This window comes from Nioella aestuarii, from assembly GCF_050896395.1.
GTDB lineage: Bacteria > Pseudomonadota > Alphaproteobacteria > Rhodobacterales > Rhodobacteraceae > Nioella > Nioella aestuarii.
The window spans coordinates 1-25,272 of the sequence record NZ_JBPBBA010000011.1; the positions used below are offsets into that span (position 1 = coordinate 1).

General features: G+C 60.0%; 30 protein-coding genes. 16 read left to right on the forward strand and 14 right to left on the reverse strand.

What is annotated here, in order from left to right; all coding sequences use genetic code 11:
• Together ACROHD_RS08540 and ACROHD_RS08545 are read left to right on the forward strand one after the other, a co-directional pair.
• Positions 1-406: DUF5681 domain-containing protein (locus ACROHD_RS08540; RefSeq protein WP_432677200.1), on the forward strand; the 406-nt coding region annotated here is incomplete at its 5' end.
• Positions 403-693: a hypothetical protein gene (locus ACROHD_RS08545; protein WP_432677202.1), complete on the forward strand. Its 291-nt coding sequence runs from the start codon at positions 403-405 to the stop codon at positions 691-693. The genes ACROHD_RS08540 and ACROHD_RS08545, both read left to right, overlap by 4 nt.
• Before the next feature lie 421 nt (positions 694-1,114).
• Here ACROHD_RS08545 and ACROHD_RS08550 read toward each other — a convergent pair whose 3' ends face one another.
• Together ACROHD_RS08550 and ACROHD_RS08555 are read right to left on the reverse strand one after the other, a co-directional pair.
• Complete coding sequence (locus ACROHD_RS08550; protein WP_432677339.1) at positions 1,115-1,357, reverse strand: hypothetical protein; 243 nt, start codon at positions 1,355-1,357, stop codon at positions 1,115-1,117.
• 219 nt (positions 1,358-1,576) lie between these two features.
• Positions 1,577-2,767: a cupin domain-containing protein gene (locus ACROHD_RS08555; protein WP_432677204.1), complete on the reverse strand. Its 1,191-nt coding sequence runs from the start codon at positions 2,765-2,767 to the stop codon at positions 1,577-1,579.
• Positions 2,768-2,933: 166 nt separating this feature from the next.
• Here ACROHD_RS08555 and ACROHD_RS08560 point away from each other — a divergent pair, with 166 nt between their 5' ends.
• Entirely contained in the window at positions 2,934-3,212 is a 279-nt protein-coding gene (locus ACROHD_RS08560) for a hypothetical protein (RefSeq protein ID WP_432677206.1), read from the forward strand.
• 78 nt (positions 3,213-3,290) lie between these two features.
• Positions 3,291-3,563, forward strand: coding sequence for a hypothetical protein (locus ACROHD_RS08565; RefSeq protein ID WP_432677207.1), 273 nt, complete (start codon positions 3,291-3,293; stop codon positions 3,561-3,563).
• A 12-nt stretch (positions 3,564-3,575) separates the two neighbouring features.
• On the opposite strand, the gene ACROHD_RS08570 is transcribed toward ACROHD_RS08565, so the two are convergent.
• Both ACROHD_RS08570 and ACROHD_RS08575 read right to left on the reverse strand, forming a co-directional pair.
• Positions 3,576-4,280 carry a winged helix-turn-helix domain-containing protein gene (locus ACROHD_RS08570; RefSeq protein ID WP_432677208.1) on the reverse strand — a complete coding sequence of 235 codons (705 nt, stop codon included), beginning with the start codon at positions 4,278-4,280 and terminating at the stop codon, positions 3,576-3,578.
• The gene (locus ACROHD_RS08575; RefSeq protein ID WP_432677209.1) at positions 4,252-4,530 is read right to left on the reverse strand and encodes a hypothetical protein; all 279 of its coding nucleotides are present in this window, start codon (positions 4,528-4,530) and stop codon (positions 4,252-4,254) included. Before ACROHD_RS08575 ends, ACROHD_RS08570 begins: the two co-directional genes overlap by 29 nt.
• A gap of 187 nt (positions 4,531-4,717) precedes the next feature.
• On the opposite strand from ACROHD_RS08575, the gene ACROHD_RS08580 reads away from it, so the two are divergent.
• The 5 genes from ACROHD_RS08580 to ACROHD_RS08600 all read left to right on the forward strand — a co-directional run bounded on the left by ACROHD_RS08580 (position 4,718) and on the right by ACROHD_RS08600 (position 8,485).
• Positions 4,718-5,188 (forward strand): hypothetical protein, encoded by a 471-nt coding sequence (locus tag ACROHD_RS08580; RefSeq protein WP_432677210.1) that lies wholly within the window; start codon positions 4,718-4,720, stop codon positions 5,186-5,188.
• A 101-nt stretch (positions 5,189-5,289) separates the two neighbouring features.
• Positions 5,290-5,910 carry a ribonuclease HII gene (gene rnhB, locus ACROHD_RS08585; protein WP_432677211.1) on the forward strand — a complete coding sequence of 207 codons (621 nt, stop codon included), beginning with the start codon at positions 5,290-5,292 and terminating at the stop codon, positions 5,908-5,910.
• 89 nt (positions 5,911-5,999) lie between these two features.
• On the forward strand, positions 6,000-7,103 hold the full coding sequence (locus ACROHD_RS08590; protein ID WP_432677213.1) for a site-specific DNA-methyltransferase: 1,104 nt from the start codon (positions 6,000-6,002) through the stop codon (positions 7,101-7,103).
• A 147-nt stretch (positions 7,104-7,250) separates the two neighbouring features.
• Positions 7,251-7,820 (forward strand): TetR/AcrR family transcriptional regulator, encoded by a 570-nt coding sequence (locus ACROHD_RS08595; RefSeq protein ID WP_432677215.1) that lies wholly within the window; start codon positions 7,251-7,253, stop codon positions 7,818-7,820.
• Positions 7,817-8,485, forward strand: a complete 669-nt coding sequence (locus tag ACROHD_RS08600; RefSeq protein ID WP_432677217.1) for a cupin domain-containing protein — start codon at positions 7,817-7,819, stop codon at positions 8,483-8,485. Before ACROHD_RS08595 ends, ACROHD_RS08600 begins: the two co-directional genes overlap by 4 nt.
• Positions 8,486-8,487: 2 nt before the next feature.
• Here the strand turns inward: ACROHD_RS08600 and ACROHD_RS08605 are convergent, their stop codons facing one another.
• A complete protein-coding gene (locus ACROHD_RS08605) occupies positions 8,488-9,624 on the reverse strand; it encodes an alkane 1-monooxygenase (RefSeq protein WP_432677330.1) in 1,137 nt (378 codons plus the stop codon).
• A 91-nt stretch (positions 9,625-9,715) separates the two neighbouring features.
• Positions 9,716-10,774 carry an A/G-specific adenine glycosylase gene (gene mutY / locus ACROHD_RS08610; protein WP_432677218.1) on the reverse strand — a complete coding sequence of 353 codons (1,059 nt, stop codon included), beginning with the start codon at positions 10,772-10,774 and terminating at the stop codon, positions 9,716-9,718.
• A gap of 80 nt (positions 10,775-10,854) precedes the next feature.
• Between mutY and ACROHD_RS08615 the strand changes: the two genes are divergently transcribed.
• The 4 genes from ACROHD_RS08615 to ACROHD_RS08630 all read left to right on the forward strand — a co-directional run bounded on the left by ACROHD_RS08615 (position 10,855) and on the right by ACROHD_RS08630 (position 14,911).
• Complete coding sequence (locus ACROHD_RS08615) at positions 10,855-11,382, forward strand: DUF721 domain-containing protein (protein WP_432677219.1); 528 nt, start codon at positions 10,855-10,857, stop codon at positions 11,380-11,382.
• Positions 11,383-11,393: 11 nt separating this feature from the next.
• Positions 11,394-12,107: a DsbA family protein gene (locus ACROHD_RS08620; protein ID WP_432677221.1), complete on the forward strand. Its 714-nt coding sequence runs from the start codon at positions 11,394-11,396 to the stop codon at positions 12,105-12,107.
• Positions 12,104-13,213 carry a CaiB/BaiF CoA transferase family protein gene (locus ACROHD_RS08625; protein ID WP_432677222.1) on the forward strand — a complete coding sequence of 370 codons (1,110 nt, stop codon included), beginning with the start codon at positions 12,104-12,106 and terminating at the stop codon, positions 13,211-13,213. The genes ACROHD_RS08620 and ACROHD_RS08625 overlap by 4 nt, the downstream gene beginning before the upstream one ends.
• A gap of 63 nt (positions 13,214-13,276) precedes the next feature.
• Positions 13,277-14,911, forward strand: a complete 1,635-nt coding sequence (locus ACROHD_RS08630; protein ID WP_432677332.1) for a thioesterase domain-containing protein — start codon at positions 13,277-13,279, stop codon at positions 14,909-14,911.
• 12 nt (positions 14,912-14,923) lie between these two features.
• Here ACROHD_RS08630 and lpxK read toward each other — a convergent pair whose 3' ends face one another.
• The 5 genes from lpxK to ACROHD_RS08655 form a co-directional block, all read right to left on the reverse strand.
• Positions 14,924-15,907 carry a tetraacyldisaccharide 4'-kinase gene (lpxK, locus tag ACROHD_RS08635; protein WP_432677224.1) on the reverse strand — a complete coding sequence of 328 codons (984 nt, stop codon included), beginning with the start codon at positions 15,905-15,907 and terminating at the stop codon, positions 14,924-14,926.
• A complete protein-coding gene (locus ACROHD_RS08640) occupies positions 15,907-17,205 on the reverse strand; it encodes a 3-deoxy-D-manno-octulosonic acid transferase (protein WP_432677225.1) in 1,299 nt (432 codons plus the stop codon). Before ACROHD_RS08640 ends, lpxK begins: the two co-directional genes overlap by 1 nt.
• A gap of 13 nt (positions 17,206-17,218) precedes the next feature.
• Positions 17,219-17,464 (reverse strand): DUF4170 domain-containing protein, encoded by a 246-nt coding sequence (locus tag ACROHD_RS08645; protein ID WP_071691491.1) that lies wholly within the window; start codon positions 17,462-17,464, stop codon positions 17,219-17,221.
• Positions 17,465-17,641: 177 nt separating this feature from the next.
• Positions 17,642-19,186, reverse strand: coding sequence for an alanine/glycine:cation symporter family protein (locus ACROHD_RS08650; protein WP_432677227.1), 1,545 nt, complete (start codon positions 19,184-19,186; stop codon positions 17,642-17,644).
• A 19-nt stretch (positions 19,187-19,205) separates the two neighbouring features.
• Positions 19,206-19,640, reverse strand: a complete 435-nt coding sequence (locus tag ACROHD_RS08655) for a universal stress protein (RefSeq protein WP_432677229.1) — start codon at positions 19,638-19,640, stop codon at positions 19,206-19,208.
• A 146-nt stretch (positions 19,641-19,786) separates the two neighbouring features.
• Here ACROHD_RS08655 and ACROHD_RS08660 point away from each other — a divergent pair, with 146 nt between their 5' ends.
• Positions 19,787-20,242: an Lrp/AsnC family transcriptional regulator gene (locus ACROHD_RS08660; RefSeq protein ID WP_432677231.1), complete on the forward strand. Its 456-nt coding sequence runs from the start codon at positions 19,787-19,789 to the stop codon at positions 20,240-20,242.
• A gap of 3 nt (positions 20,243-20,245) precedes the next feature.
• Here ACROHD_RS08660 and ACROHD_RS08665 read toward each other — a convergent pair whose 3' ends face one another.
• The 3 genes from ACROHD_RS08665 to ACROHD_RS08675 form a co-directional block, all read right to left on the reverse strand.
• Positions 20,246-21,223, reverse strand: a complete 978-nt coding sequence (locus tag ACROHD_RS08665; protein ID WP_432677232.1) for an asparaginase — start codon at positions 21,221-21,223, stop codon at positions 20,246-20,248.
• Positions 21,224-21,324: 101 nt separating this feature from the next.
• Positions 21,325-21,519, reverse strand: a complete 195-nt coding sequence (locus tag ACROHD_RS08670) for a DUF1059 domain-containing protein (RefSeq protein WP_432677233.1) — start codon at positions 21,517-21,519, stop codon at positions 21,325-21,327.
• A 26-nt stretch (positions 21,520-21,545) separates the two neighbouring features.
• Positions 21,546-21,968, reverse strand: a complete 423-nt coding sequence (locus tag ACROHD_RS08675) for a GFA family protein (RefSeq protein WP_432677234.1) — start codon at positions 21,966-21,968, stop codon at positions 21,546-21,548.
• Positions 21,969-22,061: 93 nt separating this feature from the next.
• Between ACROHD_RS08675 and ACROHD_RS08680 the strand changes: the two genes are divergently transcribed.
• Positions 22,062-22,943, forward strand: a complete 882-nt coding sequence (locus tag ACROHD_RS08680; protein WP_432677235.1) for a LysR family transcriptional regulator — start codon at positions 22,062-22,064, stop codon at positions 22,941-22,943.
• A gap of 187 nt (positions 22,944-23,130) precedes the next feature.
• On the forward strand, positions 23,131-25,260 hold the full coding sequence (gene pnp, locus ACROHD_RS08685) for a polyribonucleotide nucleotidyltransferase (protein ID WP_432677236.1): 2,130 nt from the start codon (positions 23,131-23,133) through the stop codon (positions 25,258-25,260).
• Positions 25,261-25,272: the final 12 nt, after the last annotated feature.

Here is a 25,272-nt window from a genome sequence, read left to right on the forward strand (position 1 = left end):
GTATACTGACAGCTCTGGCCGGTTCGCCAAGGGCAATCCCGGGCGGCCCAAGGGCGCGCGCCACAAGACGACACGAGTTGTCGAGGGTCTGTTGCAGGGGGAAGCCGAGGCGTTAACACGCAAGGCTGTCGATCTTGCTCTGGAGGGTGACACGACGGCGCTCCGTCTATGCCTTGAGCGCATCGCGCCTCCGAGAAAGGACCAGCCGATCGAGATGGACCTTCCGCCGATGAAAACAGCGGGGGACGCCGCTGAGGCAGCTCAAGCGATCCTCGGCGCTGTGTCGGGCGGGGAGATCACGCCGATGGAGGGCGCCTCGGTGATGACGCTCGTGGAGCAATATCGGCGCACGCTGGAGTTGACCGAGTTGGAGCAGCGGTTGCAGGCGCTGGAGAGCGGTCGATGAAGCAGATCGCTAGACGCCTGGAGCGGCTGGAGGACCGGAGGGCCCAGAGAGCTTCGGATGACCTGCACAACATGACCGACGCGGAACTCATTGCTGAATACCGGAAGTGCATGGAGGCTGTAGGGTTTGAGTGGTCGAGCTATGTGGCCGATCCGGTCGCGGCGATCCGCGAGTGGCAGCGTCGCGCGGGGGACGATCCCGAGGTGCAGGCGCTCTTCGAGGAACTCTTGGCGAACGAATCGCAGTTGAACCTCGGGGCGTTCGTCGCGGCTGCGCAGACCCGGTAGCGGGCCGCACGGGAACGGCGGGTGTTGCGACTCTCAACGCCACCAACTCGATCTGCAAAGCCTCTTCATTCAAATCAAACAGCTCGGCCAATCTGTTGTCTGCAATTCGCAGCGTCCGGATCTCGGTGGCGTTCAGATGATCCGCTGTCACAACCGGAACATGACCCTGACTACTTCGCTGGCCGCGACTTTATCGAACTCGTAGCACTGTTCATAGAGCTTCTGCCTAACCTCTGATAGCGAGATGTTTCCGATGGGCTGCAGCTGACGGCGACTGTGGAACCAGCCGCTAATGATTGCGCCGAGAGACATACCAGCCGACAGCGCGTTTTCGTTTTGCCCCTGCTTGCGCTCAGACGGGAGTCATTGACGCCTTGGGGCGCTTCGTCGCCAGCGGGCATCCGCTGATAGAAGACCCCTTCTAGAGCGTTTCAGGTTTTGACGGAAGCATACCCGGCGTTTTGGAAGTAGTTTGCGCATTCTTCGGGTGTGAAGCGGTCAAGGATGCCGTTGATCTCGCGCCCGCCATTGGGCGCATGTCGCATGCAACTAACTGGTAGGCATAGTGCGGCGGGCGATGTCCCACACCACCGGCAATCGCGACCGCCAGCTTGTCCTTCGAAACGTCGATCCCAACATGGATCGTCGGCTGTTCTTTCCTCATGCCTTCCTCCATCGCAGAAACACGGCACTTGCCGCTATTCGATCAGGACACAGGTGGAACGATCACGGCGTGGATCTGCTGTCCAGTCGAGTGTCAAACCAGGCAACACCATTTCTTTCCAGCACTCATCGGGATGGTCAGTCTCGATTCTGATCACGCAAAGGTCTCAACAATCCCAACAAAATCGGGTGCGATCGTGCCTCTACCGGGGCGGCGCGCCTATTCGATGAACTGCACCAAACCCTCACGCACCAGTCGGCGCAGCAAGACGAGTTTTCCGGCATCATCCAAATCGCCCGGCATGTCATCCATCTTGAATCGGGGGGTGGAGATTGCGAATTCCAGCGGCTCGCGGGCGTGGGCGGGCAGGGTGATGACCGTTCCCTGACAGGACAGGGCGATGCTCTCAGGCTGATCATCTTTCGCGGGCACATCGGTCAGGCTGTAGATCAGGGTTGGCCGCGCGCCCATCACGCTATCCGGGCCAAGCCTGTCCAACCGTGCCATCTGCGCCAACTGGCCATGGGCGCGAGGCAGACGGGTGGCGATGAAGTCTTCACGGAAGTCATTCAGTACTGGCTCCAGCGATGCGCTTGATAGCTTGCCCAATAGCGCGGCGAACTTGGCCTCCGCCCTGCTGGTGTCAAAGCCCTCGTTCGCAAAGCCAGGCGGCAGCCCTTCCCGGAATGCGGCGTCGTTCAGGGCCAGTTTCCGCACCGCCTCGACCATAACATCGGCCCAGGACCGCATCATGAGGCCGGTCGTGATATGCAGGCTGGTCTGGTCGGTGGACACGGCATCATGGGTCAACCCGCGGGGCACATAGACCATGTCGCCGGGTTCCAGCACGAAACTGTCGGTAAGCTCTCCGATTGGTACATCATGGGGGTTGAAGGCCTGCTCCTCCAGCGGCAGTTGGACAGGCGTGTCGTAGATACGCCATTCCTTGGTGCCCTCGACCTGCAACACCAGAACGTCATGCCCGTCGTAATGGGCCTTGAAGCCCTGGCTGTGGGCAGGCGTCATGTAGATGTTGGTTTGTACACGGGCGGAAAAGACCTTTTCCAGTTCCCGGCAGAAATTGGCCAGCTTTGGCAGCCGTTCCTGCAGGTTCGACATAATCACCGTCGCGCCTTCGGCAAACAGTTGGTTGACTGCAACCGGATCAACGAAGCCGCTGTCATAGGCAAAATCGGCGGATGTGATTTCACGGTCGGCTTGCACCACGTTGACCTCGGGCACGGAAAGGCCAAGCGTTGAAACCGCCCAGTCAATATCGGCGCTGGACAGTAGGCTGGAATAATAGTTTGCCTGCCCCCGGCGAATGACGAGATGCGTCTTCTCAAACGAGTGGTCGAAAAATTCCTGCGCAGTGACCGGCGCGATGGCCTGATCGAAAGTCATGGACATCTGTCCGTTCTCCCATCCGCTGGAGCTTAGCCCCAGCCCTGTAACAAGCCAGTTTGCTCAACCGGCGTGAATTGGCCGATGAACAGAGCAGCCATTGACTGAGGGGCTCCCTGATCATATAGTTCGTGTGAGTATTACACATGATTTGGCAGCAAGGAAGGCCACCATGTCGAAAAAAGAAATGACCGGCCAAAAGACGCTGACCGACAGCGATATTTCAACCGTGCGTCCCGCGCGACGGGCCGTGCTTGGACTGATGGCGGCGAGTGGCGTTGTAGCGCTGACCCCAACCACCGCACAGGCCAGCGACGTTGATAACGGAAACTGGACAGACAGGGGATCTTGCCCGCGCGGCCGTGGCGGGGCCTATACCGGCTATACCGACAGCGACAATGGCGCGATCACCGACCGCGGCGGGTACGGACGCGGTGCGCCTTACTGCTGATTTCGGCGCGACATCTGATATACTGCTCAGCGGGTCCGAACAGGGGCCCGTTCGTTGTTCTAAGATTGGAAGGCCAAGATGACCGACAAAACCGAAAAGACCCTGCTGGATAGTGATATTCAGGTGGGCCGCAGCGGACGACGCCGGTTCCTTGGACTGGCTGCGGCCGGCGGCACGGTTGCGTTGCTGCCCGGACAGGCGCAGGCCGCCGACGGTGATAGCGGGTCCTGGAATGACGGCAATGCCTGCCCGCGTGGGCCGGGTGGTACGCGCACCGGCTATACGGATAGCGACAATGGCTCGATTTCGGACAGGTCCGGCTATGGCAGGGGTCGGCCCAATAACTGCTAGGCCGGACCCCCGTCAGATCATCTTGATCACGTCCTTGTCGATCGCCAGCATATAGCCCCGGCGGGCGATGTTCTTGACCAGCAATTCGCTGACCATCTGATTGCCGAGCGTATCGCGCAGGCGCTTGATTCGGGTGGCCCCCGCCGCTTCTTCGCAATCGGCAGCCGGTTTGCCCGACACCATTGATTCGATTTCCGCTCCCGACAGCACATCGTCATCCATCCGCGCTTCGGCCAGAACGGAAAGGGTTTCCATCGCTGCCGCGGTCAGCTTGAATTCCATGTTGTTGAGGTAGACGACACCCTCTTCACGGCTGACCACCAGCGAGGACACCTGGATGCCCGACCGTTCGATCTCATGCATCCGGCGGTTCAGGGTGATGATGGTGACGAGAAAGACCAAACAGGCGATCAACAGCGCCGTGGCGAAGACGATCAGCACGAAGATAATGGCGCGGTAGCTTGCCAGAACCTTGGAAAATGTGGTGCCGGATTGCGCCAGAATCTCAAGTATTCTTATGGATTCCGTTGTGGTCAGCGCGTCGTTGACGACGAAGATCTCCTCCACCGCGTCATTGAACGCGCCTGCATCTGGCAGGTAGGAAAACAACAAAATCGCCGCCACCGCGAGGATGGCGACGACTGCCACGATCCCGAGTTGAACAACCCGGGTACCGGTTATCCGCGACTCAGAAGCGGAGGTAGTATTGTCCTGCACGTTCTCTCCTCGAATCGAGGCCAGCCTCGTCAAAGACTGACATAACTTCCAGGAGCTGCCAGCCGCCCGTCAGGCGACCTGCGATGTTCGACGCAGCGGCGCCAACCGAACAGGCAGAATCCGGCAACTCGATCACACCGTAATGCAGGCGGAGCGGGTTATCCATCTTTGCCTTGTAATCGGCGAAGCAAGTTGCGTTGGCCGTAGAGGCGAGGCCCATGAGGGCGAGGGAAAGAAGAAGCTGTTTCATGGGATTGAGTTAGTGTCAGATGGCGCTGTCATTCAATATCAGACCCCGGAAAATGGCCTGTTATCCGATATCGGGGCGCTGATATTGCCTGTCTGACAGGGTTGGAAGGATTTTGGTCGCACCAACCGCGCATACCCGCGGTGTTTCATGACGTGCCCCCAACACTCATCAATCCGGAGACCAACCCATGTTTAAATCCCTTCCCAAATCACTTGCCGCCGTGGGGCTGGCAGTGACCGTCGCCCTGACCGGCACTTTCGCCAGCACTACCGAAGCCCGTGCCGACCGCGATGACCTGCGCACCTTCCTTGGTGCCGCTGCAGGAATCGTAATTTTGGGCAACATCCTGAACGATCGACACAGCCATACCCATCATTATGCACCGGCCCCGGTGACTCGTTATGTTCATCCCCCGGCAACACATTACGTTGCGCCGCAGGTTCTGGTGCCGAGCCTGATCGCCCCCAGTTCCTGTCACCGCCGCTTTGAAGGGCCGAGCGTCGATCTTCGCGCGTTCGGGGCCCGTTGTATGCAGCAGCATGTTCCCCATTACGCGGCCCTTCCCAACAGCTGCCGTGAAAGCATCTTCACTTATCAGGGCTGGCGCGATGTTTATGACGCCCAGTGTCTGTATCGCCATGGCTGGGTTCGGTCGTAACGGCTGACCAGCTTTCATCGAGCAGTGCCACGGAAGGCGGCGGGGCTTTGGCCTCGTCGCCTTTTTGTTGTCTCCGACGGGCAGGCATGGTCTCTGGCCCTATGACAGATGGACCAGATTTCAGCTTCGAGATGCAAATCGGTGGCCGCGTGGCCGGTGTCGATGAGGTTGGCCGCGGCCCCCTTGCCGGACCAGTGACTGCCGCCGCCGTCGTTTTGGACCCCGGTGCGATCCCCGAGGGGCTGAACGATTCCAAGAAATTGACGGCACGAAAACGCACTGCGCTTCTGGAGGTGCTTTTGGAAAGCGCCGAGGTATCGCTTGGGTGGGCCAGTGTCGAAGAGATTGACGCGCTGAACATCCGAAACGCCACCTTCCTCGCGATGACCCGCGCTTTGGCGGGGCTCGCTGCGGTCGATCACGCGCTGGTGGATGGCAACGCGCTGCCGCCAGATCTGCCCTGCCGGGCAACAACCATCATCAAGGGCGATGGCCGAAGCCTGTCGATTGCCGCGGCATCAATTGCGGCAAAAGTGGGGCGAGATGAGCACATGATGGCGCTTTCAAGGCAATTTCCTGGCTATGGTTGGGAACGCAACGCGGGCTACCCCACAGCCGATCACAAACAGGCGCTTCTAGATTTGGGGGTGACCCCTCACCATAGACGCAGCTTCAAGCCCGTCCACAACATCTTGTATCAAGGAAAATCTCTAACCTCCTGATTCAAAAAAGAAATTGACGGCGAATCACCTTTGACTCATCCTTAAGGGACAAGTGAGTGCCCGAAAGAGGCGCCAAGTCAGAGGCAGTAATGACCAATAAACCACAAGCAACGGGGGCGTCCGCGCTTCCGCTAAACACCATATTATCTGGGGACTGCATCGATGCGATGAACAGTCTGCCGGAGGCATCCGTTGACCTGATTTTCGCGGATCCGCCCTATAACCTGCAACTCAAAGGCAACCTGCATCGCCCCGATAACTCCATGGTGGACGCGGTCGATGATCACTGGGACCAGTTCGACAGTTTCGCCGTCTATGACCGCTTCACCAGGGAATGGCTGAAGGCGGCGCAGCGGTTGTTGAAACCCAATGGCGCGATCTGGGTCATTGGCAGCTATCACAACATCTTCCGCGTCGGGGCCGAGCTTCAGAACCAGGGCTACTGGATTTTGAATGACGTCGTGTGGCGCAAGTCCAATCCGATGCCAAACTTTCGGGGCAAGCGGCTGACCAACGCACATGAAACGCTGATCTGGGCCTCGAAATCGGAAGGTGCGAAATACACCTTCAACTACGAGGCGCTCAAATCGCTGAACGAAGGTGTGCAGATGCGGTCTGACTGGGTTCTGCCGATCTGCAACGGGCATGAGCGTTTGAAGGATGAAAAGGGCGACAAGGCCCATCCGACACAAAAGCCCGAAAGCCTGCTGCACCGCATTCTGGTAGCCACCACCAATCCCGGTGACGTCGTGCTGGACCCGTTCTTTGGCACAGGCACCACCGGTGCGGTCGCCAAGAAACTGGGCCGTGACTATATCGGGATTGAGCGTGAGGCGGCCTATCGCGACGTTGCCGAGAAGCGCCTGAAATCCATCCGCCGGTTCGACCGCACCTCGCTTGAGGTCACGACCTCCAAGCGCGCTGAACCGCGAATTCCCTTTGGACAGCTGGTGGAGCGTGGCTTGCTGAACCCGGGAGAGGAACTGGTCAGCCCGCGCGGCAAGGTCGCCAAGATCCGGGCCGATGGTACGCTTGTTGTCTCCAACACCAAGGGTTCCATCCACCAGGTTGGGGCAAAGCTGGAAGGCGCGCCGTCCTGCAATGGCTGGACTTACTGGCACTTCCGGCGCGAGGGCAAAACCGTGCCGATTGATATCCTGCGCCAGCAGGTCCGGTCCGAACTAAGCGGCTGAGAACTCCAAAAATTACCGCCCGTGCCTGTGGCCTGAACGGTCCTGGCACGACACCTCTCCCCGCCCGCGGCAACGCGCTGGCGGGGCTTTTTCACGTCACTGTGACTGGACTTTGGAAATTCTACCTACTAGTTGGTAGGCATGACCATGAAAGCCGACCTCTTGAACCACGCCGAAACCCTGGCCCGTAGCCGGGGGATTGATGCGTTCAGCTATGCCGACCTTGCAGCCGCTACCGGAATTCGCAAAGCCAGTGTCCACTATCACTTTGCCACCAAGGCCGATCTGACGCTTGCCCTGATCGAGGACTATTCGGCGCGGATAATCGAGGCGCTCGGCCACGTCGTAGATCAAAGCCCCAATGCGGCCTCTGCTCTTGCCGGTTTCCTATCCCTCTATCGTAGCGCACTTGGAGATGGCGACAGCCTGTGCCTCTGCGTGGCTTTCAGCGCGTCGACCAACAGCTTGCCAGCGACCACGCTGGCGCGGGTCGAATCCTTTCGCCATGACGTCACGGATTGGCTGGTTGGCCAGTTCCAGCGTGCACGCGAGGATGGCTCCGTTCACGCGGTGATCGATCCCCGGAAAGAGGCCGCAGCGCTTTTTGCCCTTGTCGAAGGCGCACAGCTCGTTGCCCGCGCCTCGCGCAATCCTGACCGCTTCACCGATGCGGTTTCGCAATTCAATGACCGACTGATAACGGGAGCTCCTCAATGAAACTGAATGCCGATTTCTCCGAACGCGTGGTCATCCGGCCTGAAGATTATGCCTGGGTCGACTCCCCCGCATCTGGCGTTCAGCGGATGATGCTGGACCGGATCGGAGACGAGGTTGCCCGCGCCACAACCATCGTGCGCTTCGCCCCGAACAGCAGGTTTGATCCGCATTCCCATGGCGGAGGAGAGGAGTTTCTGGTGTTGGAAGGTGTGTTCTCGGACGAACATGGCGACTACCCGGCAGGCACCTATGTGCGCAACCCGATCGGCACAGCGCATCGGCCCCATATCGGGCCAGAGGGCTGCACGATTCTGGTCAAGCTGCACCAGTTTGCGGACACGGATACCGAGCAAAAGGCCATCGCGACCCATGAGGAACCCTTCTTTCCCGGCTCGCGCCCCGGATTGACGGTGCTGCCCCTGCATTCGCATGAAACGGAAAACGTCGCGCTTGTCAGATGGGCGCCGGGCACTCGGTTTGCCGATCACGCCCATTGGGGCGGGGAAGAGATTTTCGTGATCGAAGGCACCTTTCAGGACGAGCATGGCGACTATCCCGCTGGCACCTGGATCCGTAGCCCGCACCTGTCACGCCACAATCCATGGTCAGACGAAGGCTGTCTGATCTATGTGAAGACAGGCCATCTGGCGGACATGGCGGCCTAGCACTACCCGCGCGGCATCGGCGTGTGACCCTTGTTGTAAGCCCGCCAATCGGTGATCTCGGGGTAATACATCTGCCGCCATTGGCGCACGCGCGGGTTCATGTGCTTGCGCCAAAGCGGAGGAAACAGGGCAATCGCGGTCATCGCCGGGTATCCGAGCGGCAGTTGCGGTGCTTCGGCCTCGGAATAGGTCTGCAACAGCGGGAAGCGGCGGCTCGGCTTGTAGTGATGGTCCGAATGGCGTTGCAGGTTGATCAGCAGCCAATTCGATACCCGGTGCGAAGCGTTCCAGCTGTGACGTGGCTGGACATGCTCGTATTTGCCATTGCCTAGAAATTTTCGGGTCAGGCCGTAGTGTTCGATGTAATTCGTCAGCTCCAGAAGTGTCACAGCGATGAAGGCCTGGAACAGGAATAGGCCAAGCCCGGGCCATCCCCCGATCAGCAGCACGACCACGATCATCGCAGCCTGCAACGCCCAATAGCGCCAGAACGGGTTGGCCGCGTCATGCCAGGGCCGCCCCTTCCGTGCCAGCATTGCCTTTTCCGCCCGGAAGGCGGATCGCGGGCAATCGCGCAGAACCCGCCAGAAGAAGCGGTGGAAGCCCTCGTTATAGCGCGCGGTCACAGGGTCACGGGGCGTGCCCACATGGATGTGGTGAACCAGCAGGTGTTCGCTGCGGAAATGGCTGTAGAGAACCGAGGCCATCAAAAGATCGCCTAACCAGCGCTCCAGGTTGTTTTTCTGGTGCATAAGCTCATGCGCGTAGACGATGCCGATGCCCCCCGACATGACGCCTACCCCGTAGAACAGTAGAAGCTTCTCCCAAGTGGCGAGATGGCTGGAGTGTGTGGCGTACCAGATCAGCGACAGGACGGTCACGATCTGCACCGGGAACCAGATCAGCGTGACAAGCCGATACCAGAACATCCCGTCCTCGGGCGTTTCGGGATCGGGGTTTTCCTGGTTGAGGCCGGAAACAGCATCCAGAAGCGTCGTCAGCCCGATCGCATAAAGCGGCAGGACCAGCAGCGCCAGCCCCCCGGCCCAGGCCCCGAACACCGCCAGCGGCACCAGCAGGACCGACATCCAGAAGGGCAGGGCGTTTTGCAGTTTGGCAACCTGAGAGGCAGGGATCATCATGGGGCCTTTGTGACTGAGCTGTCGGATACTGGTTACATGCAAACCTGAAAACGGGTTAAACGCAGTCTTGCGCATGAGGCAGCGTATCTCAATCCTCTGGCCACGCACCTTGCGCAAGGTCAAAGGCTTTGCGCATCACCGTGGGCAGGTTGGCAGGGCGGAACGCCGCGCGTGGCAGGAACTCTCCCCGGTCCGGTTTGGCGGCACTCACCGTGGCGAGTCGCAGCGCAAGGCGCAGGTGAAAATGAGTGAATGTGTGACGCACTTCCAGCCCGGGATCGTGCCAATCAGCTTGCAGCGGCGGGGCTTCTTGCGGGGTATCCTCGGTCCAGTCCGATCCGGGCCATCCCAGCATCCCGCCTAGCAATCCTTTCTCGGGCCGCGTTTCCAGAAGCCAAGCGCCATCCCTGCTGCGGGCCAGGTAGGCAATGCCGAACCGGGTGGGCTTGGCCTTCTTGGGGGACTTGCGGGGCAACTCGGCGGCGATGCCTTCGGCCCGTGCCTGGCAGGGGTCGCGCAACGGGCAGAGTCCGCAGGCGGGATTGCGGGGCGTGCAGATTGTCGCGCCAAGGTCCATCACCGACTGCGCATGGTCGCCGGGGCGCCTTTGCGGTGTCAGTCGTGCAGCGTGAGACTTCAAGACCGGCTTCACTTCCGGCAGCGGTACGGTTTCCGCAAAGAGCCGCGACATGACTCGCTCCACATTGCCGTCCATCACGGGAGCGGGCCGATCAAAGGCGATGGAAGCGATGGCAGCGGCGGTATAGGGCCCGATGCCGGGCAAAGTCAGCAAAGCCTTTTCGGTATCGGGGAAACGCCCTCCATGCTGATCCGCCACCGCGCGCGCGCATTTCAGAAGGTTGCGGGCGCGGGCGTAGTAGCCAAGACCGGCCCACTCGCCCATGACCTCTGAATCCGCCTCGCCTGCCAACGCCTCAACCGTCGGCCAACGTGTTGTAAAGCGGTGGAAATAGTCCTTTACGGCGGCGACGGTTGTCTGTTGTAGCATGACCTCTGACAGCCAGACCGCGTAAGGATCGGGCCTGATACCCGCAGCGCGATCCGCCGGTCCCACCCGCCATGGCAGCTCTCGGGCATGTCGGTCGTACCAGTCCAGCAGGACGGTGCTGTAATCTTCGTCACGCAAGTTTTATGTCCCTGCCCGTTGCTGACCCATTGGTTCCCCCGCTCAGGAAGGATAGATTAAGGGGGAAGAAAGGAAAGCCAATGTCCGCAGCCCGGCCCACAATGCCGCCCAAGTCCCCCCGCCGCAAGCGCGGGTTCGAGGCCGCGTCCAAGCTGGTCGCCGGGCATCTGCGTGGCCCGCTGGAAAAGCGCGGGTTTTCTGAGGCTAAGCTGATCACTCATTGGCCCGAGATCGTGGGCGAGGAGATTGCCGCCAGCGCCATGCCAGTCAAGATCCGCCATGCCCATGGCGGGATCGGGACAACGCTGGTTCTGCTGACCACGGGCGGCCATGCGCCTTTGCTTGAGATGCAGAAAGACACGATCCGCCAAAAGGTGAATGCGTGCTACGGCTATAACGCCGTCAGCAAAGTGCAGATTACCCAAACCGCCCCCACCGGTTTTGCCGAAGGGCAGGTACAGTTCACCGCCCGGCCAAAACCCAAGCGAGAGCCGAGCCCCGAGATTCTGAAAGCCGCCGAGGCGGCTGCAGCCCCGATTCACGATGAACGTCTGAAAGAGGCGCTTGAACGCCTGGCCCGGAACGTTCTAACCAAGAACACCTGTTGAGGAGAGCACTCATGTCCCGCACCCTTATTCTAACCGCACTGTCCGCTGTGATGGTGGCACTTGGGGGTTACCTCTATCTGACTGCATCGCAGTCGGTGAGCCAGACCACAAGCCAACCGCTGATGGCCGCCAGCGCCCAAGAGGCCGGAAATGGCGACGCCGCCTCTGCCGACGCGGAAGAAACCGCCGCGCCCGAGGTGATCGAGATGGTCATGGGCGACGAGGATGCCCCCATTACGGTGATTGAATATGCCTCGTTTACCTGCCCGCACTGCGCGCGCTTCCATGAAGAGGTCTACCCCGGCCTGGTGGAAAACTACGTCGATACCGGTCAGATCCGCTTTGTCATTCGGGAGATCTATTTTGACCGTTACGGTCTGTGGGCCGGCATGGTCGCCCGTTGTGGTGGCCCGCTGCGCTATTTCGGCATCTCCGAGATGATCATGGAAGAGCAGCGCGAATGGGTTCAGGGCGAACCGGCTGAAGTTGCCGCCAACCTGCGCCGCCTTGGCCTGCGTGCAGGGCTGACCAACGAGGCATTGGATGTATGCCTGACCAATAACGACATGGCTCAGGCGATGGTCACGCTCTCGCAGGAGCAGGCCGAAGCCGATGGTGTTCAGGGCACGCCCAGCTTCGTCATCAATGGCGAAATGTATTCCAACATGGGCTACGATGCCTTTGCCGAATTGCTCGACGGGCTGATCGCTGAAGCCGCGGAATGAGCACACCGCTTGAAGGGCTCAAGGTACTTGAGCTTGCACGTATCCTGGCCGGCCCCTGGGCCGGTCAGACTTTGTCGGATCTTGGCGCCGAGGTGATCAAAGTTGAAAGCCCGGCTGGCGACGACACGCGCCAATGGGGGCCTCCGTTCATTGAACGTGATGGTGACAAAACCGCCGCCTATTTCCATTCCTGCAACCGGGGCAAACAATCTGTCTTTGCAGATTTTCGCACACTGGAAGGGCAAGAGCTTGTCCGCAAGCTTGCCGCAGATGCAGACATTCTGATCGAGAATTTCAAGCTTGGCGGTCTGGTCAAATACGGGTTGGATTATGAAAGTCTATCCAAGATCAACCCAAGGCTGATCTATTGTTCAATCACCGGCTTCGGGCAGACCGGCCCCTATGCGCATCGCGCGGGGTACGACTATATTATTCAAGGCATGTCAGGTCTTATGTCGATCACAGGCGACCCGGACGGGCAACCGCAGCGTGTCGGGGTTGCAGTGACGGATCTGTTCACGGGGCTGTATTCAGTCAACGGAATTCTGGCAGCGCTCTATCAACGCGAACGAACCGGGAAGGGCCAGCACATTGACATGGCGTTGCTGGATTGTGCGGTGTCGATCACGGCCAATCAGGCGATGAACTATCTGGCAACCGGCACGCCGCCGGGACGAACGGGCAATTACCACCCGAACCTGACACCTTATCAGGTGTTCGATTGCTCAGACGGTTTCATCATCATCGCCACAGGCAATGACGCTCAGTATCGGCGGCTCTGCGGGATTTTGGGGTTAGAGGACATGGCGCAAGCGCCAGAGTTTCTGACCAACGCCGACCGAATTGCGAATCGCGAAGCAATGATCGCCCGCTTGATGGGCCGCACCCGTCAGCGCAGCAAAGCCGATCTGTTGGCTGCCTGCGAAGCCGAGGGCGTACCTGCCGGGCCGATCAACGATATGGCCGAGGTGTTTGAAGATCCACAGGTTCAAGCCCGCGGAATGCGGATCGAACCCGAAGGCGTGCCGGGCGTACGGTCTCCATTCCGGTTTTCGGACGCTGATCTAAAACTGAACCAGGCTTCGCCGAAGCTAGGAAAGACCTAGCTTTATAGCTTCCGGGGGGGGATCAAAAAGCTGTTCAAGAGACTATCTCGACGCCAGAATACGCTGTTTGTCTTTCCGTCGCTTGGCGGTCAAGCGGCCTACTTTGGGCATCTGCAGCAGGCGCTTGGGGGTGATTTTGACCTGCTCAGCCTTGAGCGGGTTCGAGAGTCTGGACTGTATCCCCGTCACCCCGACCAGATCAGCCGGTTGCATCTTGAACAGATCAAGGCATCGGGCGTATCTGCCCCCTATTTTCTGATAGGTCATTCCTACGGCGGGCAGGCAGCGTATTATACTGCGGTCGCTTTGCAGAAAGCTGGCGAAGAGGTCGCGTTCGTTGGTGTCATTGACGATGAAGCAGATGTTCATCGGCGCCGGTTCAACATCAACCAGGCCCCGTGTGTTGGGGAGGATCCAATTGCATCCGGCCGCCAGGTCATAGATGCGAACCCGCTCTATCGCTTCTCTGGGAAAGTCACCTTGATCAAGTCTGATATCGGGACAGGCGCCCGGCTGTCCGGCCCTGCCTGTGATTGGGATTTCCTTACCGATGGAGGGGTAGAGGTATTTGTGGAGCCGTACACCCACACAGGCATCGTTTCAGCGGCTGCAATAAACGAATGGGCGCCAAATCTGCACGTCGCGCTCGACCTGGCCGCAGGGCAGAGAGCCAGCTATTCCGGCGATACTGCCCCTGACTTTTTTCCTTCACGGCTGAAAGAAGTGCCCGAAGCGGCCTTCGAGGCCTTCAGATATTCCAAATCAGGTGATCTTGCCGCGGAGATCGACGGGTATCAGCGGGCGTTGGCTTTGAATCCCAAAGCGCCGGACTGGATTGCTGTCAATCTTGCGGCGGCCCTAAGGCAGAACGGTCAGATTGATGAGGCGATCGCGGTGCTTCAGTTCGCGACCCAGGATGCGGATAAGTTGGGGAATGCACATTTCGAACTGGTCGGCCTTCTCAGTGCCGCCAGCCTCCACGCGGATCGCGTTCGTTTGGCAGAAAGCATTGTCTCAATGCCATCGGACTCTGCAACAGAGTGGCATTTCAAAGGGATACTTCTGGAGCAGTGCCAAAGAGTTGGCGATAGCATAGCGGCATATTGCAAAGCGATTGAGCTCGCCCCCGAGAAAACCGACAGCCGCAGCCGTTGCGTCAGCCTTATGCAGAAAGAGGAGCGCATCGCTGAAGCGAAAAAGGTTGTCGAAGATGGCCTGAAACTGGATCCGGAGTCCGGGTTTCTGAACACGCTGCTAGGGGAAATACAACTAGCCTATGGGTGCAGCGACGACGCAGAAAAGACGTTTCGCCATGTGATTGAGACCGATCATTCCGTGGTACGTGCCGTAATGTCCCTGGCCCGAATGCTGATTGATGCATCCCGGCTTGATGACGGGGATGAGCTGATCAAAGAGACCCTGAAACGACATCCCGGCAATCCGGGGCTACATCTGATTGATGCGGAAATTCACGTTTTGAGGGGGGACAAGGCACAGGCGGAAATCGCCTTCCGGCGGGCGATCGAGCTTCATAAGGAAGGCATCAGTGGCTGGGTCGGTTTGGCGAAGTTGATGCTTAGCGATCAAAGACACGGTGAGGCATTGGAATTGCTGCGCAGTGCACCGCAACAGGTAAAGCAAAGCGTTGCGGTGCGGATGCAAGCCGGAGAAATCGCGTTGGCAAATGCGATTACGTGAAAGCGACCGGTCTTAGCCGAGAACCCGATCAAGCGCGGCGTCCAGAGGGTCTGGATTGTCAAACCGCAACCTGACCGGCACCGTCAGCACCTTTGGCCTGAAAGATCTGGGCAGGCGCACGGCGTCCTTTTCAGTCGTGACCAATTGCGCGCCCAGGGCGAAGGCATCTTGTTCCAACCGGGTCAGCAGGGCATCCGTCAAAAGCTGGTGGTCCGAGAGGGGTTCTGCCCGCAAAACGTCTGCCCCCATGGATCTTAGCGTTGCAAAGAACTTCCCAGGATCTCCGATTCCTGCAAAGGCCAACACCGGCAGCCCTTCGAACGGCATACCGGTTGGCAGCGGCTCTAGCCTGCCCTTGATATGTGGCAGGGAGATCTGTCCACCCCAGTCTTTCTGAAACCGGGTCTGTGCAGCTGAGGGTCCGATGGACAGGACCAGATCAGCGCGCGCAAGGCCGGTGGCGACGGGTTCGCGCAGGGGGCCGGCGGGGATGGTCTTGCCATTCCCGAACCCGCGCCCGGCATCGACGACGATGATGGATAAGTCCTTGTGCAAGTCGGGGTTCTGAAACCCGTCATCCATCAAGATAACCTCCGCGCCGGCCTGCACGGCGGCATCTGCCCCGGCGGCGCGGTTCTTGGCGACCCAGACCGGCACGAAAGCCGCAAGCAGAAGGGGTTCGTCGCCAACGCGTTCAGCACGATCATTGGCCTCGTCCACCCGATGCGGACCCTCGACCGATCCGCCATAGCCCCGGCTGACAACATGGGCGGCAATGCCGCGTTCCTTCAGTCGCTCGGCCAGTGCGATTACGGTCGGGGTTTTTCCGGTGCCACCTGCATTCAGATTGCCGACGCAGATCACCGGAACGCCCGCGCGATGTGGCGTTACCTTGCGCAGCCGCCGGGCAGTTGTCCCGGCATAGAGCTTACCGAGTGGAGACAGCAGAAGGCTCAGTAGCCCCGGTTTTCTATGCCAGAACCCCGGCGCCTGCATCAGTTTGCCGTCAGCCGCGGGGTGCGGTCCAGATGGTCGAACAGCATGTCGAGCGCCTTGTCGGTGACCTCTGCTCCGGCGGAGCAGACCTCCCATGCGGCATGGGCCATCTCGGCGGCGCGGTCGGGGTTCAACAGGTCATTCACGGCTGCCGCGAGTGAGTCTGGCGAAGACACTAGACGCGACGCACCTGCCTCGGACAGCCGCTGGAAGATGTCGACGAAGTTGCTGACATAAGGCCCATGCAAAATGACCGAGCCGAGCGCTGCCGGTTCAAACGGATTGTGACCGCCAATGGGTTCCAGCGACCCGCCAACAAAGCTGATCGGCGCGAGGCGGTACCACAGACCAAGCTCCCCAAGGGTATCGGCCAGATAAACCGCTGTGTCAGAGTCGGGCTGTTCACCTGCGCTGCGGCGGGCAAAGCTGCATCCGCACGCTTCGATCAGGGCAGCAATCTCGTCGCCACGATGCGGGTGACGGGGAACAAGCACCAGAAGAAGGCGCGGGTTGACCCGCAGCGCCTGCTTATGAGCGTCGAGGATCTTCTGCTCCTCCCCCTGATGGGTCGAGGCCGCCAGCCAGGTCGGTCGCCCGTTCAACTGCCGGGCCAGCCCGGCGCGGACTGTTTCATCGCAAGGTAGCGCCGCGGCCCCTTCTTTAAGCGTGCCGGTGACGTAGAGCCTTTCACCCGGCAACCCGAGATGCCGCAGGTAGGACGCGGTCAGATCGTCCTGAACATGCGCCTCATCGAACCGCTCCAACAGGCTGCGGACCATGCCGCGCAAAAAGCGCCAGCGGTCGTGGCTTGTCTTGGACATGCGCGCATTGATGATGACCATCGGAATGGCGCGCGCCTTGGTTTCCACGATCAGGGCGGGCCAAAGCTCGCTTTCCGTCCATACGGCCAGGGTCGGGCGCCAGTGATCAAGGAACCGGCGCACATAGGGCAGGGCGTCAACCGGAATGAATTGATGAAACGCTGACTCCGGCAAACGTGCCGCCATGACCTGTGCCGATGTGACCGTTCCAGTTGTCACAAGAAAATTCAGGTCCGGCCGTTCCTCAGACATGCGGCGGATCAGCTCTAGCAGCGACAGGGACTCTCCGACGCTGGCAGCGTGAAACCAGATCAGATCGCCCTCTGGCCGTGGCATCCCGGCGATACCGCGCCGCTCGTCGATGCGATCGGGGTTTTCCTTGCCCGCGTCCAGCCGCGCCGAAAGTTTCTTCTCGGCGAACCGTGTCGCACGGGCCGAGAAGGCCATATAGGCCGCAAGCGCAGGGGAAAACCGCATCGAGGGGGTGCCTTCAGCTGTCAAGCTCTTCGGTTGGGGACGCCTCGCGCTCTTCGTCGCGCAGGCGGTGAATATGGGCGATGTAGTAACGCATATGGGCATTGTCCACGGTGCGCTGCGCTGCGTCCTTCCAGGCATCATAGGCGCTGGCGTAGTCGGGGAACATGCCGACGATGTCTATAGCGTCGACATCTTTGAAGGCGCTCTTTGTCGGGTCGATCAGCTCTCCGCCGAAAACAAGGTGCAGGCGTTGTGTCATGGGGGCCTCGGGGGTTGGTGCCACAGGTTGGCGGCACCCTAGGGATTTGCGGGCAGGGGTCAAGCCGACCGGCCGTCGCGCGATGATTGAGCCGGGATGCGGCCAATGTGGCTGCACGAAAACGCGCCCCCGAGAGTTCCCGGAAGCGCGCAGATCATGTTTCAATAGGCTAGCCCGTCAGTGGAACTTGCGGATCTCGCCCGACTTCAGCCGCGAGAGATAGCTGTCCAGCTCGCGCTTGACGATCGGCATCAGCAGGTAAAGTGCGATGATGTTGACCACGGCCATGGCAAAGATCGCCGCATCCGAGAAATCGATCACCGGACCAAGGCTGGCGGCGGCACCGATCACCACGAAGATGCAGAAGATCACCTTGAACACCAGTTCCGTGGTCTTGCCTTCACCAAACAGGAAGGTCCATGCCTTGAGGCCGTAGTAGGACCAGCTGATCATGGTCGAGAAGGCAAACAGGATCACCGCGATGGCCAGCACGTACTGGAACCAGCCGAAGGCCGAAGAGAAGGCCGCCGAAGTCAGCGCCACGCCGGAATTGCCATCAACGGTCTGGATCATGCTGCCGCCTTCGTTCAGCAGGTAAAGACCGGTTTCAGGGTCGGATACCAGCTGTCCGGTGATGATGATCACCAGAGCGGTCATCGTGCAGATCACGACGGTGTCGATGAAGGGTTCCAGTAGCGACACGAAACCTTCGGTGATCGGTTCCTTGGTCCGAACCGCCGAGTGGGCGATTGCAGCGGAACCAACGCCCGCTTCGTTCGAGAAAGCGGCCCGCTTGAAGCCCTGGATCAGTGCGCCCACCATGCCGCCAGCGACGCCGAGCCCGGTGAAGGCCCCTTCAAAGATCTGGCCGAAGGCCCATCCGATCATGTCGGCATTCATCAGCAGAATGACCAACGCGGTTGCCACGTACATCACACCCATGATCGGAACGACCTTTTCAGTGACCTTCGCGATAGATTGCAGGCCACCCACGATCACAGCAAAAACGATGCCCGCGAAAATCACCCCGGTAATCCAGCCGGGGTAATCACCCACAACGTTGGTCAGCTGTGCATGGGCCTGGTTGGCCTGGAACATGTTGCCGCCGCCAAGTGCGCCAAGGATACAGAAGATCGAGAACAGGATCGCCATGGCCTTGCCGCCGGGCAGGCCACGTTCGGCAAAGCCCTTGGTCATGTAGTACATGGGGCCACCCGAAACGGTGCCGTCCTCGTATTCGTTCCGGTATTTCACACCGAGCGTACATTCGGTGAATTTCGACGCCATGCCCATCAGGCCCGCGAGGATCATCCAGAACGTTGCGCCGGGACCGCCAATGCCGATAGCGACAGCCACACCTGCGATGTTGCCCAGGCCCACAGTGCCCGACAGGGCGGTAGCAAGGGCCTGGAAGTGGCTGACTTCGCCCGCGTCGTTGGGATCGGAATAGTCGCCTTTCACAAGCGCGATGGAATGCGGGAACGCGCGGAACTGGATCAGTCCGAAATAAACCGTGAAGACGGTTGCCGCGACAACCAGCCAGGCCACGATCCACGGAAAGGACGTGCCGGGGAAGGGGCTGAAGATGAAGTTGACGAACCAGCCTGTAGAATTCGCGAAAATCTCGTTCACGCGCTGGTCAATGGACTGTGCCATGGCGGGTGCGGATGCAGCCAGCCAGGCCGTCGCGGCAGTTGCCGCGGCCTTGTAATGCGTTTTCATGACGTGTCCTGTGGATGGATTATGGAACGATGGTCACAGCGACCGGCGCAACTTGCGCGAGGCTGCCCGCAACCGATCCGAACAGCCGCGACGACAGGCTGGAATGCCCTGTCCGGCCAATGACGATCTGATCGGCACCTTCTTCCTTGGCGATGCTGACCAGCGTTTCGGCGATATGGCCGTAGCGAAGGGCGGTCGAGACCGCGACACCGCTGGCTTTCACGCTTTCCACGACGGGGCTCAGGATCGCTTTCTCGGCGCGCTCCAGCTCTTCCCCGCGCCGCTTGTGACGCTCTTCCAGTTCTGTCGGGGTCAGGAAGGAATAGGGGGACCATTCCAGGACGTGGGCGATGAGAATCTCACCCCCGTTTTTGCGGGCTGCTTCGACAGCGAAGGTCAGGGCCGCGCGGGCACTTTCGCTGCCGTCGAACCCGACGACGATCTTATGGGACATTCATGCCTCCCTTAGGTTGTATTTGCCTCCTGCGAGACACCCATAAGATACCATCACCTGCACGAGAAAGATTCCCGTATTTCTTGCATAAGAAGAAAATTTGCGAAAAATAGATGTAAAAGTAGCTTGTTTAGGGAAAATTTCCGATGGACCAGTTGGACATGAAAATTCTTTCCGTCTTGCAGCGGGACGGCCAAATCTCCATGGCGAGGCTATCCGATCAGGTCGGGTTGTCTCTGTCTGCCTGCCATAGGCGGGTGAAACTTTTGGAAAGCACTGGCAAGATCGCGAATTACACGGCGCGGCTCAGCCGCAAAGCCGTGGGACTTGAAATTCAGATCTTCATCGAGGTCAAACTATCGAGCCAGAGGAAAGAGCACATCCTGGCCTTTGAAGAGGCGATCCGGCACATGCCAGAGGTATTGGAATGCCATATGATCTCGGGTGAGTTCGACTATCTCATTCGCCTCGCAGCCCGGAACACGGAAGCCTACGAAAAGCTCTATCGCGACCGCCTGTCAGAGATCCCGTCAGTCACGCAGATGAAAACGCTGCTCAGCCTGTCCACGGTCAAGGAGTTCCAAGGCTATCACCTGGAATAACGGTCAGGGCACCGGAAACGGCGCGCCGAATTCCCCGCACAGCGGCGTTTCGACAAACTCAGCAAGCGCTGAGCGGCCCTTCACAGTGGCCAGCGCAAGCGTCAGCTTGGCATAGGCCGCCTCCAGCGTCATGTCGCGCCCGTCGATCACCCCGTGATCCAACAGCACCGCCCCGGCCGCATAGTGGCCAAGCGATGTGCCGCCCGCCAGCGTTTCGCTGACTGCAACCACGGGAATGCCCCGGTCGGCGGCGCGCGCCAGTCCCTGTTCCAGCAGCGGATCGTCCGGCACGGTGCCGCTGCCGTAGCAGCGCAGGACGACACCATCGCTGTGGTCCATGGCAAAGCCCACCACTCGCATGTCACATCCGGGCGCAACCGGCACAACGGCAATTCGGGCGTGGCCGAACCGGTGCTGGCGGAGCGTTTCACCCTCGCGGCGCGGCGGGCGGTCCGACAGCATTGCGGAAAAGGCGTCGGGGGCGGAGCTGTGGATCTTGCGCGCCCGCGGCCCGCGCAGCAGCTTGCCCGCGAACTGAATCCAGACGCCGGGTTCAGCGGTTTGGGTCGCTTGAAGTGCGTCACCCAGGTTGGCCCAACCGTCACTGTCCGGCACGCTCAGCGGGATCATCGAACCGGTCAGGATCACTGGCGTGTTCAATCCCTCCAGCGCCATGGTCAGGGCAGAAGACGTGAAGGCCAGCGTATCGGTGCCATGAGTGATGAGGATCGCGCCGTGCTGATCGGCCCGCCCGACAATTTCAGTCGCCAGCCGGTTCCAGTCGGCAGGGGTTGCATTGGCGCTGTCGATCAAGGGATCCAGCCGGATGATCTCGACCCGCAGATCGGTCCCGCGCTCTGTCAGCAATTGCTCAACTGCGGCTTCCACGACCCCGAGTTCGGGTTTCAGTCCGCGACCTGTCGAAACCATCCCTATGGTGCCGCCGGTGTGGAGAAGCAGAATGCGTTTGCGTTGGTTCATGCCTGACCCCGTGTCATCATCTGGAAGCGGATGTTTGCGAGGTTGCTGTGGACCGTGTAGGGCATAGCGTCAAGGTCGCCATGGCCGCCATTTTGGGCCGGTCAATCCTGTTTGATCAGGGATCCCAGAAAGGCGCGGTCCTCTTCCGTCCAGCTTGACGGGTCTTCCCCATGGGCGACGACGGCATGCAGCTCCATCAGCTTGACGACTTCGTCTTCGGTAGACGCAGTGACCTTGCCGGGGCAACCCTCCATCCCGGGGTAATCCTTGCAGGCATATGAATAGCTATCGGCCATCAGTGGGTCTCCTTTCGGTTGAAAAATCAGAATTTCTCGAAACAGGGCAGCCCGTCATTTAGCGTGATCCAGGGCTGTTTGTGTGAGACGTAGACATGGTTTTTCGGGGTGACGATCGCGGGATCGTCCAGCGATGCTGCGGTGAACCATGCGTCCTTGCTCCAATCCTCGCCCTCAACCTCGTTTTTGGCGGCATAGGTCAGAGTGGTGCCGCAATCGCCGCAGAAGCCGCGATGGATGCCCTTGGTCTTTTCGCAGGTCTTGATGACCCCGCGCACAACCTCGAAGTTTTTGAGGGCGACCACTGCCCAGGTAACGAACGCACCGCCAAGGGCGCGCTGGCACGAGCGACAATGACAATGGGCCGAAAAGGTCGGTTCGCCGGAAATGCGATACCTGATGGCGCCGCAGTAGCAGCCCCCCTCGTGATGTGTGCGTCCCGCTGCCATCGCGTCCTCCGTGTAGCTTGTTTACGAACTGTTGGGCGCGGGGCCAGTTTGAGCAATTCAAAAAGAATGGCGATATGATAGAATATCTAAACAATGGATTGGCTGACACTTCCCCCTTTGAACAGTCTGCGCGCCTTTTCGGCTGTCGCCGAGTCCGGCAGTTTTAGCCGCGCGGCAGATCGGTTGAACGTGACACCAGCTGCCGTGAGTCAGCAGGTGCGACTGCTTGAAGATCGGTTGAATGTGGCACTCGTGACCCGCAGCGGTCGAGGATTGGCACTGTCGCCTGAAGGGGTCGCGCTGGCAAAGAAGCTGGATTCCGGGTTTGCCCAGATCTTCGCGGGTGTGGCCGAGTTGACAGAGGCGGAAGTCGCGCGCCCATTGCAAGTGACGATGTCACCTGCCTTCGCGACCGAGTGGTTTATGCCGCGGGTCACGGAGTTTCAAACAGTGCATCCTGAGATCCCTCTGGTTATCAATCCAACGGCAGAGGTGATCGAGCTGCGCCCCGGCGGTGTCGATGTTGCTATCCGCTATCACGATTTGCGTCGACCGAAGCCGGCCGTTCATTCCTTGGTTGTTTCCGACATGATTATCGTCGCGACTCCCGAACTGATCGAGGGTCGCGATGTCTCGACTCCCGCAGCCTTGGTGGCGTTACCTTGGCTGCAGGAACTCGGCACCAACGAGGCGGCGGGCTGGCTGACGTTTCACGGCGTCATACCCGAAACGCCTCTGACCGTGACAAACATGCCGGGTCACCTGATCATGGACGCTGTCAGGCGTGGGGACGGGATCACCTATTCGGCGCGGGCTTTCTTCCGCGAGGATCTGAAGGCTGGCCGGGTGGTGGCACTGTTTTCGGAATCCGGTTTCGGAAACTATTATGTCGAAACCGGAGATGGTCACCTTCGCCCCACTGTCCGCTGCTTCGTGAACTGGCTGATGAGACAGGCCGAAACCGTTCGTGCGTGACGTCGATCGCAGTTGAATCCGGTTTCTCTTTCTATCTGCGTCAAACTCCTGTATGTGGCCGCCCATCTGAGACGTGATGCCTTTGACCCCGGGCGCATGAATAGGATTGGGGTCGGCGGCAATGGGGCCGCCATGCAAACGGGAGACCCGGCAGGGGCTGGGAGTGCTCCCATCGAGGATACGATACATGTTCAACGTTACGACGAAATCCATGCAGTGGGGCGAAGAAACGCTTACACTGGAAACGGGTAAGGTTGCCCGTCAGGCTGATGGCTCGGTCATCGCCACGCTCGGTGAAACCTCGGTCATGGCCAACGTGACCTTCGCCAAGCAACCCAAGCCGGGGCAGGACTTTTTCCCGCTGACCGTGCACTACCAGGAAAAGTACTATGCCGCCGGTAAAGTGCCGGGTGGCTTCTTCAAGCGTGAGGCCCGCCCCACCGAGAAGGAAACCCTGACCGCGCGCCTGATCGACCGTCCGATCCGCCCGCTGTTCGTGCCCGGCTTCAAGAACGAAGTGCTGGTCATGTGCACCGTGCTGAGCCACGACCTGGTCAACGATCCTGACATCGTCGCCATGATCGCCGCTTCTGCTGCGCTGACCATCTCGGGCGCGCCGTTCCGTGGCCCGATTGCTGGCTGCCGCGTTGGCTTCGAGGACGGTGAATACGTTCTGAACCCGACGGTCGATGACATGCACGACCTGCGCAACAACCCCGATCAGCGTCTTGATCTGGTTGTGGCCGGCACCAAGAACGCCGTGATGATGGTGGAATCCGAAGCGTACGAGCTGTCCGAAGCAGAGATGCTGGGCGCCGTGACCTTCGCGCATGAACAGATCCAGCCGGTGATCGACCTGATCATCAGCCTGGCTGAAGACGCCGCGAAAGAGCCCTTCGACTTCCAGCCTGCCGATTACTCGGCGCTTTATGACGCTGTGAAGGCCGCCGGCGAGGAGAAGATCCGCGCCGCCTATGCCATCACCGACAAGCAGGAACGCACCACCGCTGTTTCCGACGCAAAGGCCGCCATCATCGAGGCCCTGACCGAGGAGCAGCGCGAGGACGAAAACCTCGGTTCCGCGCTGAAAAAGCTGGAAGCCGCCGTTCTGCGGGGCGACGTGGTAAAGACCGGCAAGCGGATCGACGGCCGTGCACTGGATACCGTGCGCCCGATCGTGTCTGAAACCGGCCTTCTGCCCCGGACCCACGGTTCTGCCCTGTTCACCCGTGGCGAAACCCAAGGTTTGGTTGTGACCACCCTTGGCACCGGCGACGACGAGCAGTTCATCGACGCGCTGCACGGGAACTTCAAATCGAACTTCCTGCTGCACTACAACTTCCCGCCCTACTCGGTCGGTGAAGCCGGTCGCGTGGGCCCTCCGGGCCGTCGTGAAATCGGTCACGGCAAACTGGCATGGCGCGCCCTTCAGGCCGTTCTGCCCGCCGCCACCGATTTCCCCTACACCATCCGTGTGGTTTCGGAGATCACCGAATCGAACGGCTCCTCCTCCATGGCGTCTGTCTGCGGCGGCTCGCTGTCGATGATGGATGCGGGTGTTCCGCTGAAGGCGCCGGTTGCCGGTGTGGCCATGGGCCTGATCCTGGAAGAGGACGGCGACTATGCGGTTCTGACCGACATCCTTGGCGACGAGGATCACCTCGGCGACATGGACTTCAAAGTGGCCGGTACCGAAAACGGCATCACCTCGCTGCAGATGGACATCAAGGTTGCGGGCATCACGCCCGAGATCATGGAAAAGGCTCTGGCGCAGGCCAAGGCCGGCCGGCTTCACATCCTTGGTGAAATGGCGAAAGCTATGACCGAAGCGGGCTCGTTCTCGATCCACGCACCGCGCATCGAGACAATGCAGATCCCGACCGACAAGATCCGTGAAGTGATCGGCTCTGGCGGTAAGGTCATCCGCGAGATCGTGGAAGTCTCGGGCGCCAAGGTCGACATCAACGACGACGGCATCATCAAGATCGCCAGCCCGAATGGCGAGGCCATCCAGAAGGCCTATGACATGATCCATGCGATCGTGGCAGAGCCGGAAGAAGGCCAGATCTACAAGGGCAAGGTCGTGAAGATCGTCGATTTCGGCGCCTTCGTGAACTTCTTCGGCAAGCGCGACGGTCTGGTGCACGTGTCCCAGATCGAGAACCGCCGCCTGAACCACCCCTCCGACGTTCTGAAAGAAGGTCAGGAAGTGTGGGTCAAACTTCTGGGCTTCGACGATCGCGGCAAGGTCCGTCTGGCCATGAAGATGGTCAACCAGGAAACCGGCAAGGAAGAAGCGCCGGACGCTGGCGAGTAAGCCCAAGCACCA

Excerpts from the sequence above, each read along its gene's own strand:
- ACROHD_RS08545 (WP_432677202.1), top strand. The coding sequence starts at position 403 with ATGAAGCAGATCGCTAGACGCCTGGAGCGGCTGGAGGACCGGAGGGCC.
- ACROHD_RS08550 (WP_432677339.1), bottom strand. The coding sequence starts at position 1,357 with ATGAGGAAAGAACAGCCGACGATCCATGTTGGGATCGACGTTTCGAAG.
- ACROHD_RS08555 (WP_432677204.1), bottom strand. The coding sequence starts at position 2,767 with ATGTCCATGACTTTCGATCAGGCCATCGCGCCGGTCACTGCGCAGGAA.
- ACROHD_RS08560 (WP_432677206.1), top strand. The coding sequence starts at position 2,934 with ATGTCGAAAAAAGAAATGACCGGCCAAAAGACGCTGACCGACAGCGAT.
- ACROHD_RS08565 (WP_432677207.1), top strand. The coding sequence starts at position 3,291 with ATGACCGACAAAACCGAAAAGACCCTGCTGGATAGTGATATTCAGGTG.
- ACROHD_RS08575 (WP_432677209.1), bottom strand. The coding sequence starts at position 4,530 with ATGAAACAGCTTCTTCTTTCCCTCGCCCTCATGGGCCTCGCCTCTACG.
- ACROHD_RS08580 (WP_432677210.1), top strand. The coding sequence starts at position 4,718 with ATGTTTAAATCCCTTCCCAAATCACTTGCCGCCGTGGGGCTGGCAGTG.
- rnhB (WP_432677211.1), top strand. The coding sequence starts at position 5,290 with ATGACAGATGGACCAGATTTCAGCTTCGAGATGCAAATCGGTGGCCGC.
- ACROHD_RS08590 (WP_432677213.1), top strand. The coding sequence starts at position 6,000 with ATGACCAATAAACCACAAGCAACGGGGGCGTCCGCGCTTCCGCTAAAC.
- ACROHD_RS08595 (WP_432677215.1), top strand. The coding sequence starts at position 7,251 with ATGAAAGCCGACCTCTTGAACCACGCCGAAACCCTGGCCCGTAGCCGG.
- ACROHD_RS08600 (WP_432677217.1), top strand. The coding sequence starts at position 7,817 with ATGAAACTGAATGCCGATTTCTCCGAACGCGTGGTCATCCGGCCTGAA.
- ACROHD_RS08605 (WP_432677330.1), bottom strand. The coding sequence starts at position 9,624 with ATGATCCCTGCCTCTCAGGTTGCCAAACTGCAAAACGCCCTGCCCTTC.
- ACROHD_RS08615 (WP_432677219.1), top strand. The coding sequence starts at position 10,855 with ATGTCCGCAGCCCGGCCCACAATGCCGCCCAAGTCCCCCCGCCGCAAG.
- ACROHD_RS08620 (WP_432677221.1), top strand. The coding sequence starts at position 11,394 with ATGTCCCGCACCCTTATTCTAACCGCACTGTCCGCTGTGATGGTGGCA.
- ACROHD_RS08625 (WP_432677222.1), top strand. The coding sequence starts at position 12,104 with ATGAGCACACCGCTTGAAGGGCTCAAGGTACTTGAGCTTGCACGTATC.
- lpxK (WP_432677224.1), bottom strand. The coding sequence starts at position 15,907 with ATGCAGGCGCCGGGGTTCTGGCATAGAAAACCGGGGCTACTGAGCCTT.
- ACROHD_RS08640 (WP_432677225.1), bottom strand. The coding sequence starts at position 17,205 with ATGCGGTTTTCCCCTGCGCTTGCGGCCTATATGGCCTTCTCGGCCCGT.
- ACROHD_RS08645 (WP_071691491.1), bottom strand. The coding sequence starts at position 17,464 with ATGACACAACGCCTGCACCTTGTTTTCGGCGGAGAGCTGATCGACCCG.
- ACROHD_RS08650 (WP_432677227.1), bottom strand. The coding sequence starts at position 19,186 with ATGAAAACGCATTACAAGGCCGCGGCAACTGCCGCGACGGCCTGGCTG.
- ACROHD_RS08655 (WP_432677229.1), bottom strand. The coding sequence starts at position 19,640 with ATGTCCCATAAGATCGTCGTCGGGTTCGACGGCAGCGAAAGTGCCCGC.
- ACROHD_RS08660 (WP_432677231.1), top strand. The coding sequence starts at position 19,787 with ATGGACCAGTTGGACATGAAAATTCTTTCCGTCTTGCAGCGGGACGGC.
- ACROHD_RS08665 (WP_432677232.1), bottom strand. The coding sequence starts at position 21,223 with ATGAACCAACGCAAACGCATTCTGCTTCTCCACACCGGCGGCACCATA.
- ACROHD_RS08670 (WP_432677233.1), bottom strand. The coding sequence starts at position 21,519 with ATGGCCGATAGCTATTCATATGCCTGCAAGGATTACCCCGGGATGGAG.
- ACROHD_RS08675 (WP_432677234.1), bottom strand. The coding sequence starts at position 21,968 with ATGGCAGCGGGACGCACACATCACGAGGGGGGCTGCTACTGCGGCGCC.
- ACROHD_RS08680 (WP_432677235.1), top strand. The coding sequence starts at position 22,062 with ATGGATTGGCTGACACTTCCCCCTTTGAACAGTCTGCGCGCCTTTTCG.
- pnp (WP_432677236.1), top strand. The coding sequence starts at position 23,131 with ATGTTCAACGTTACGACGAAATCCATGCAGTGGGGCGAAGAAACGCTT.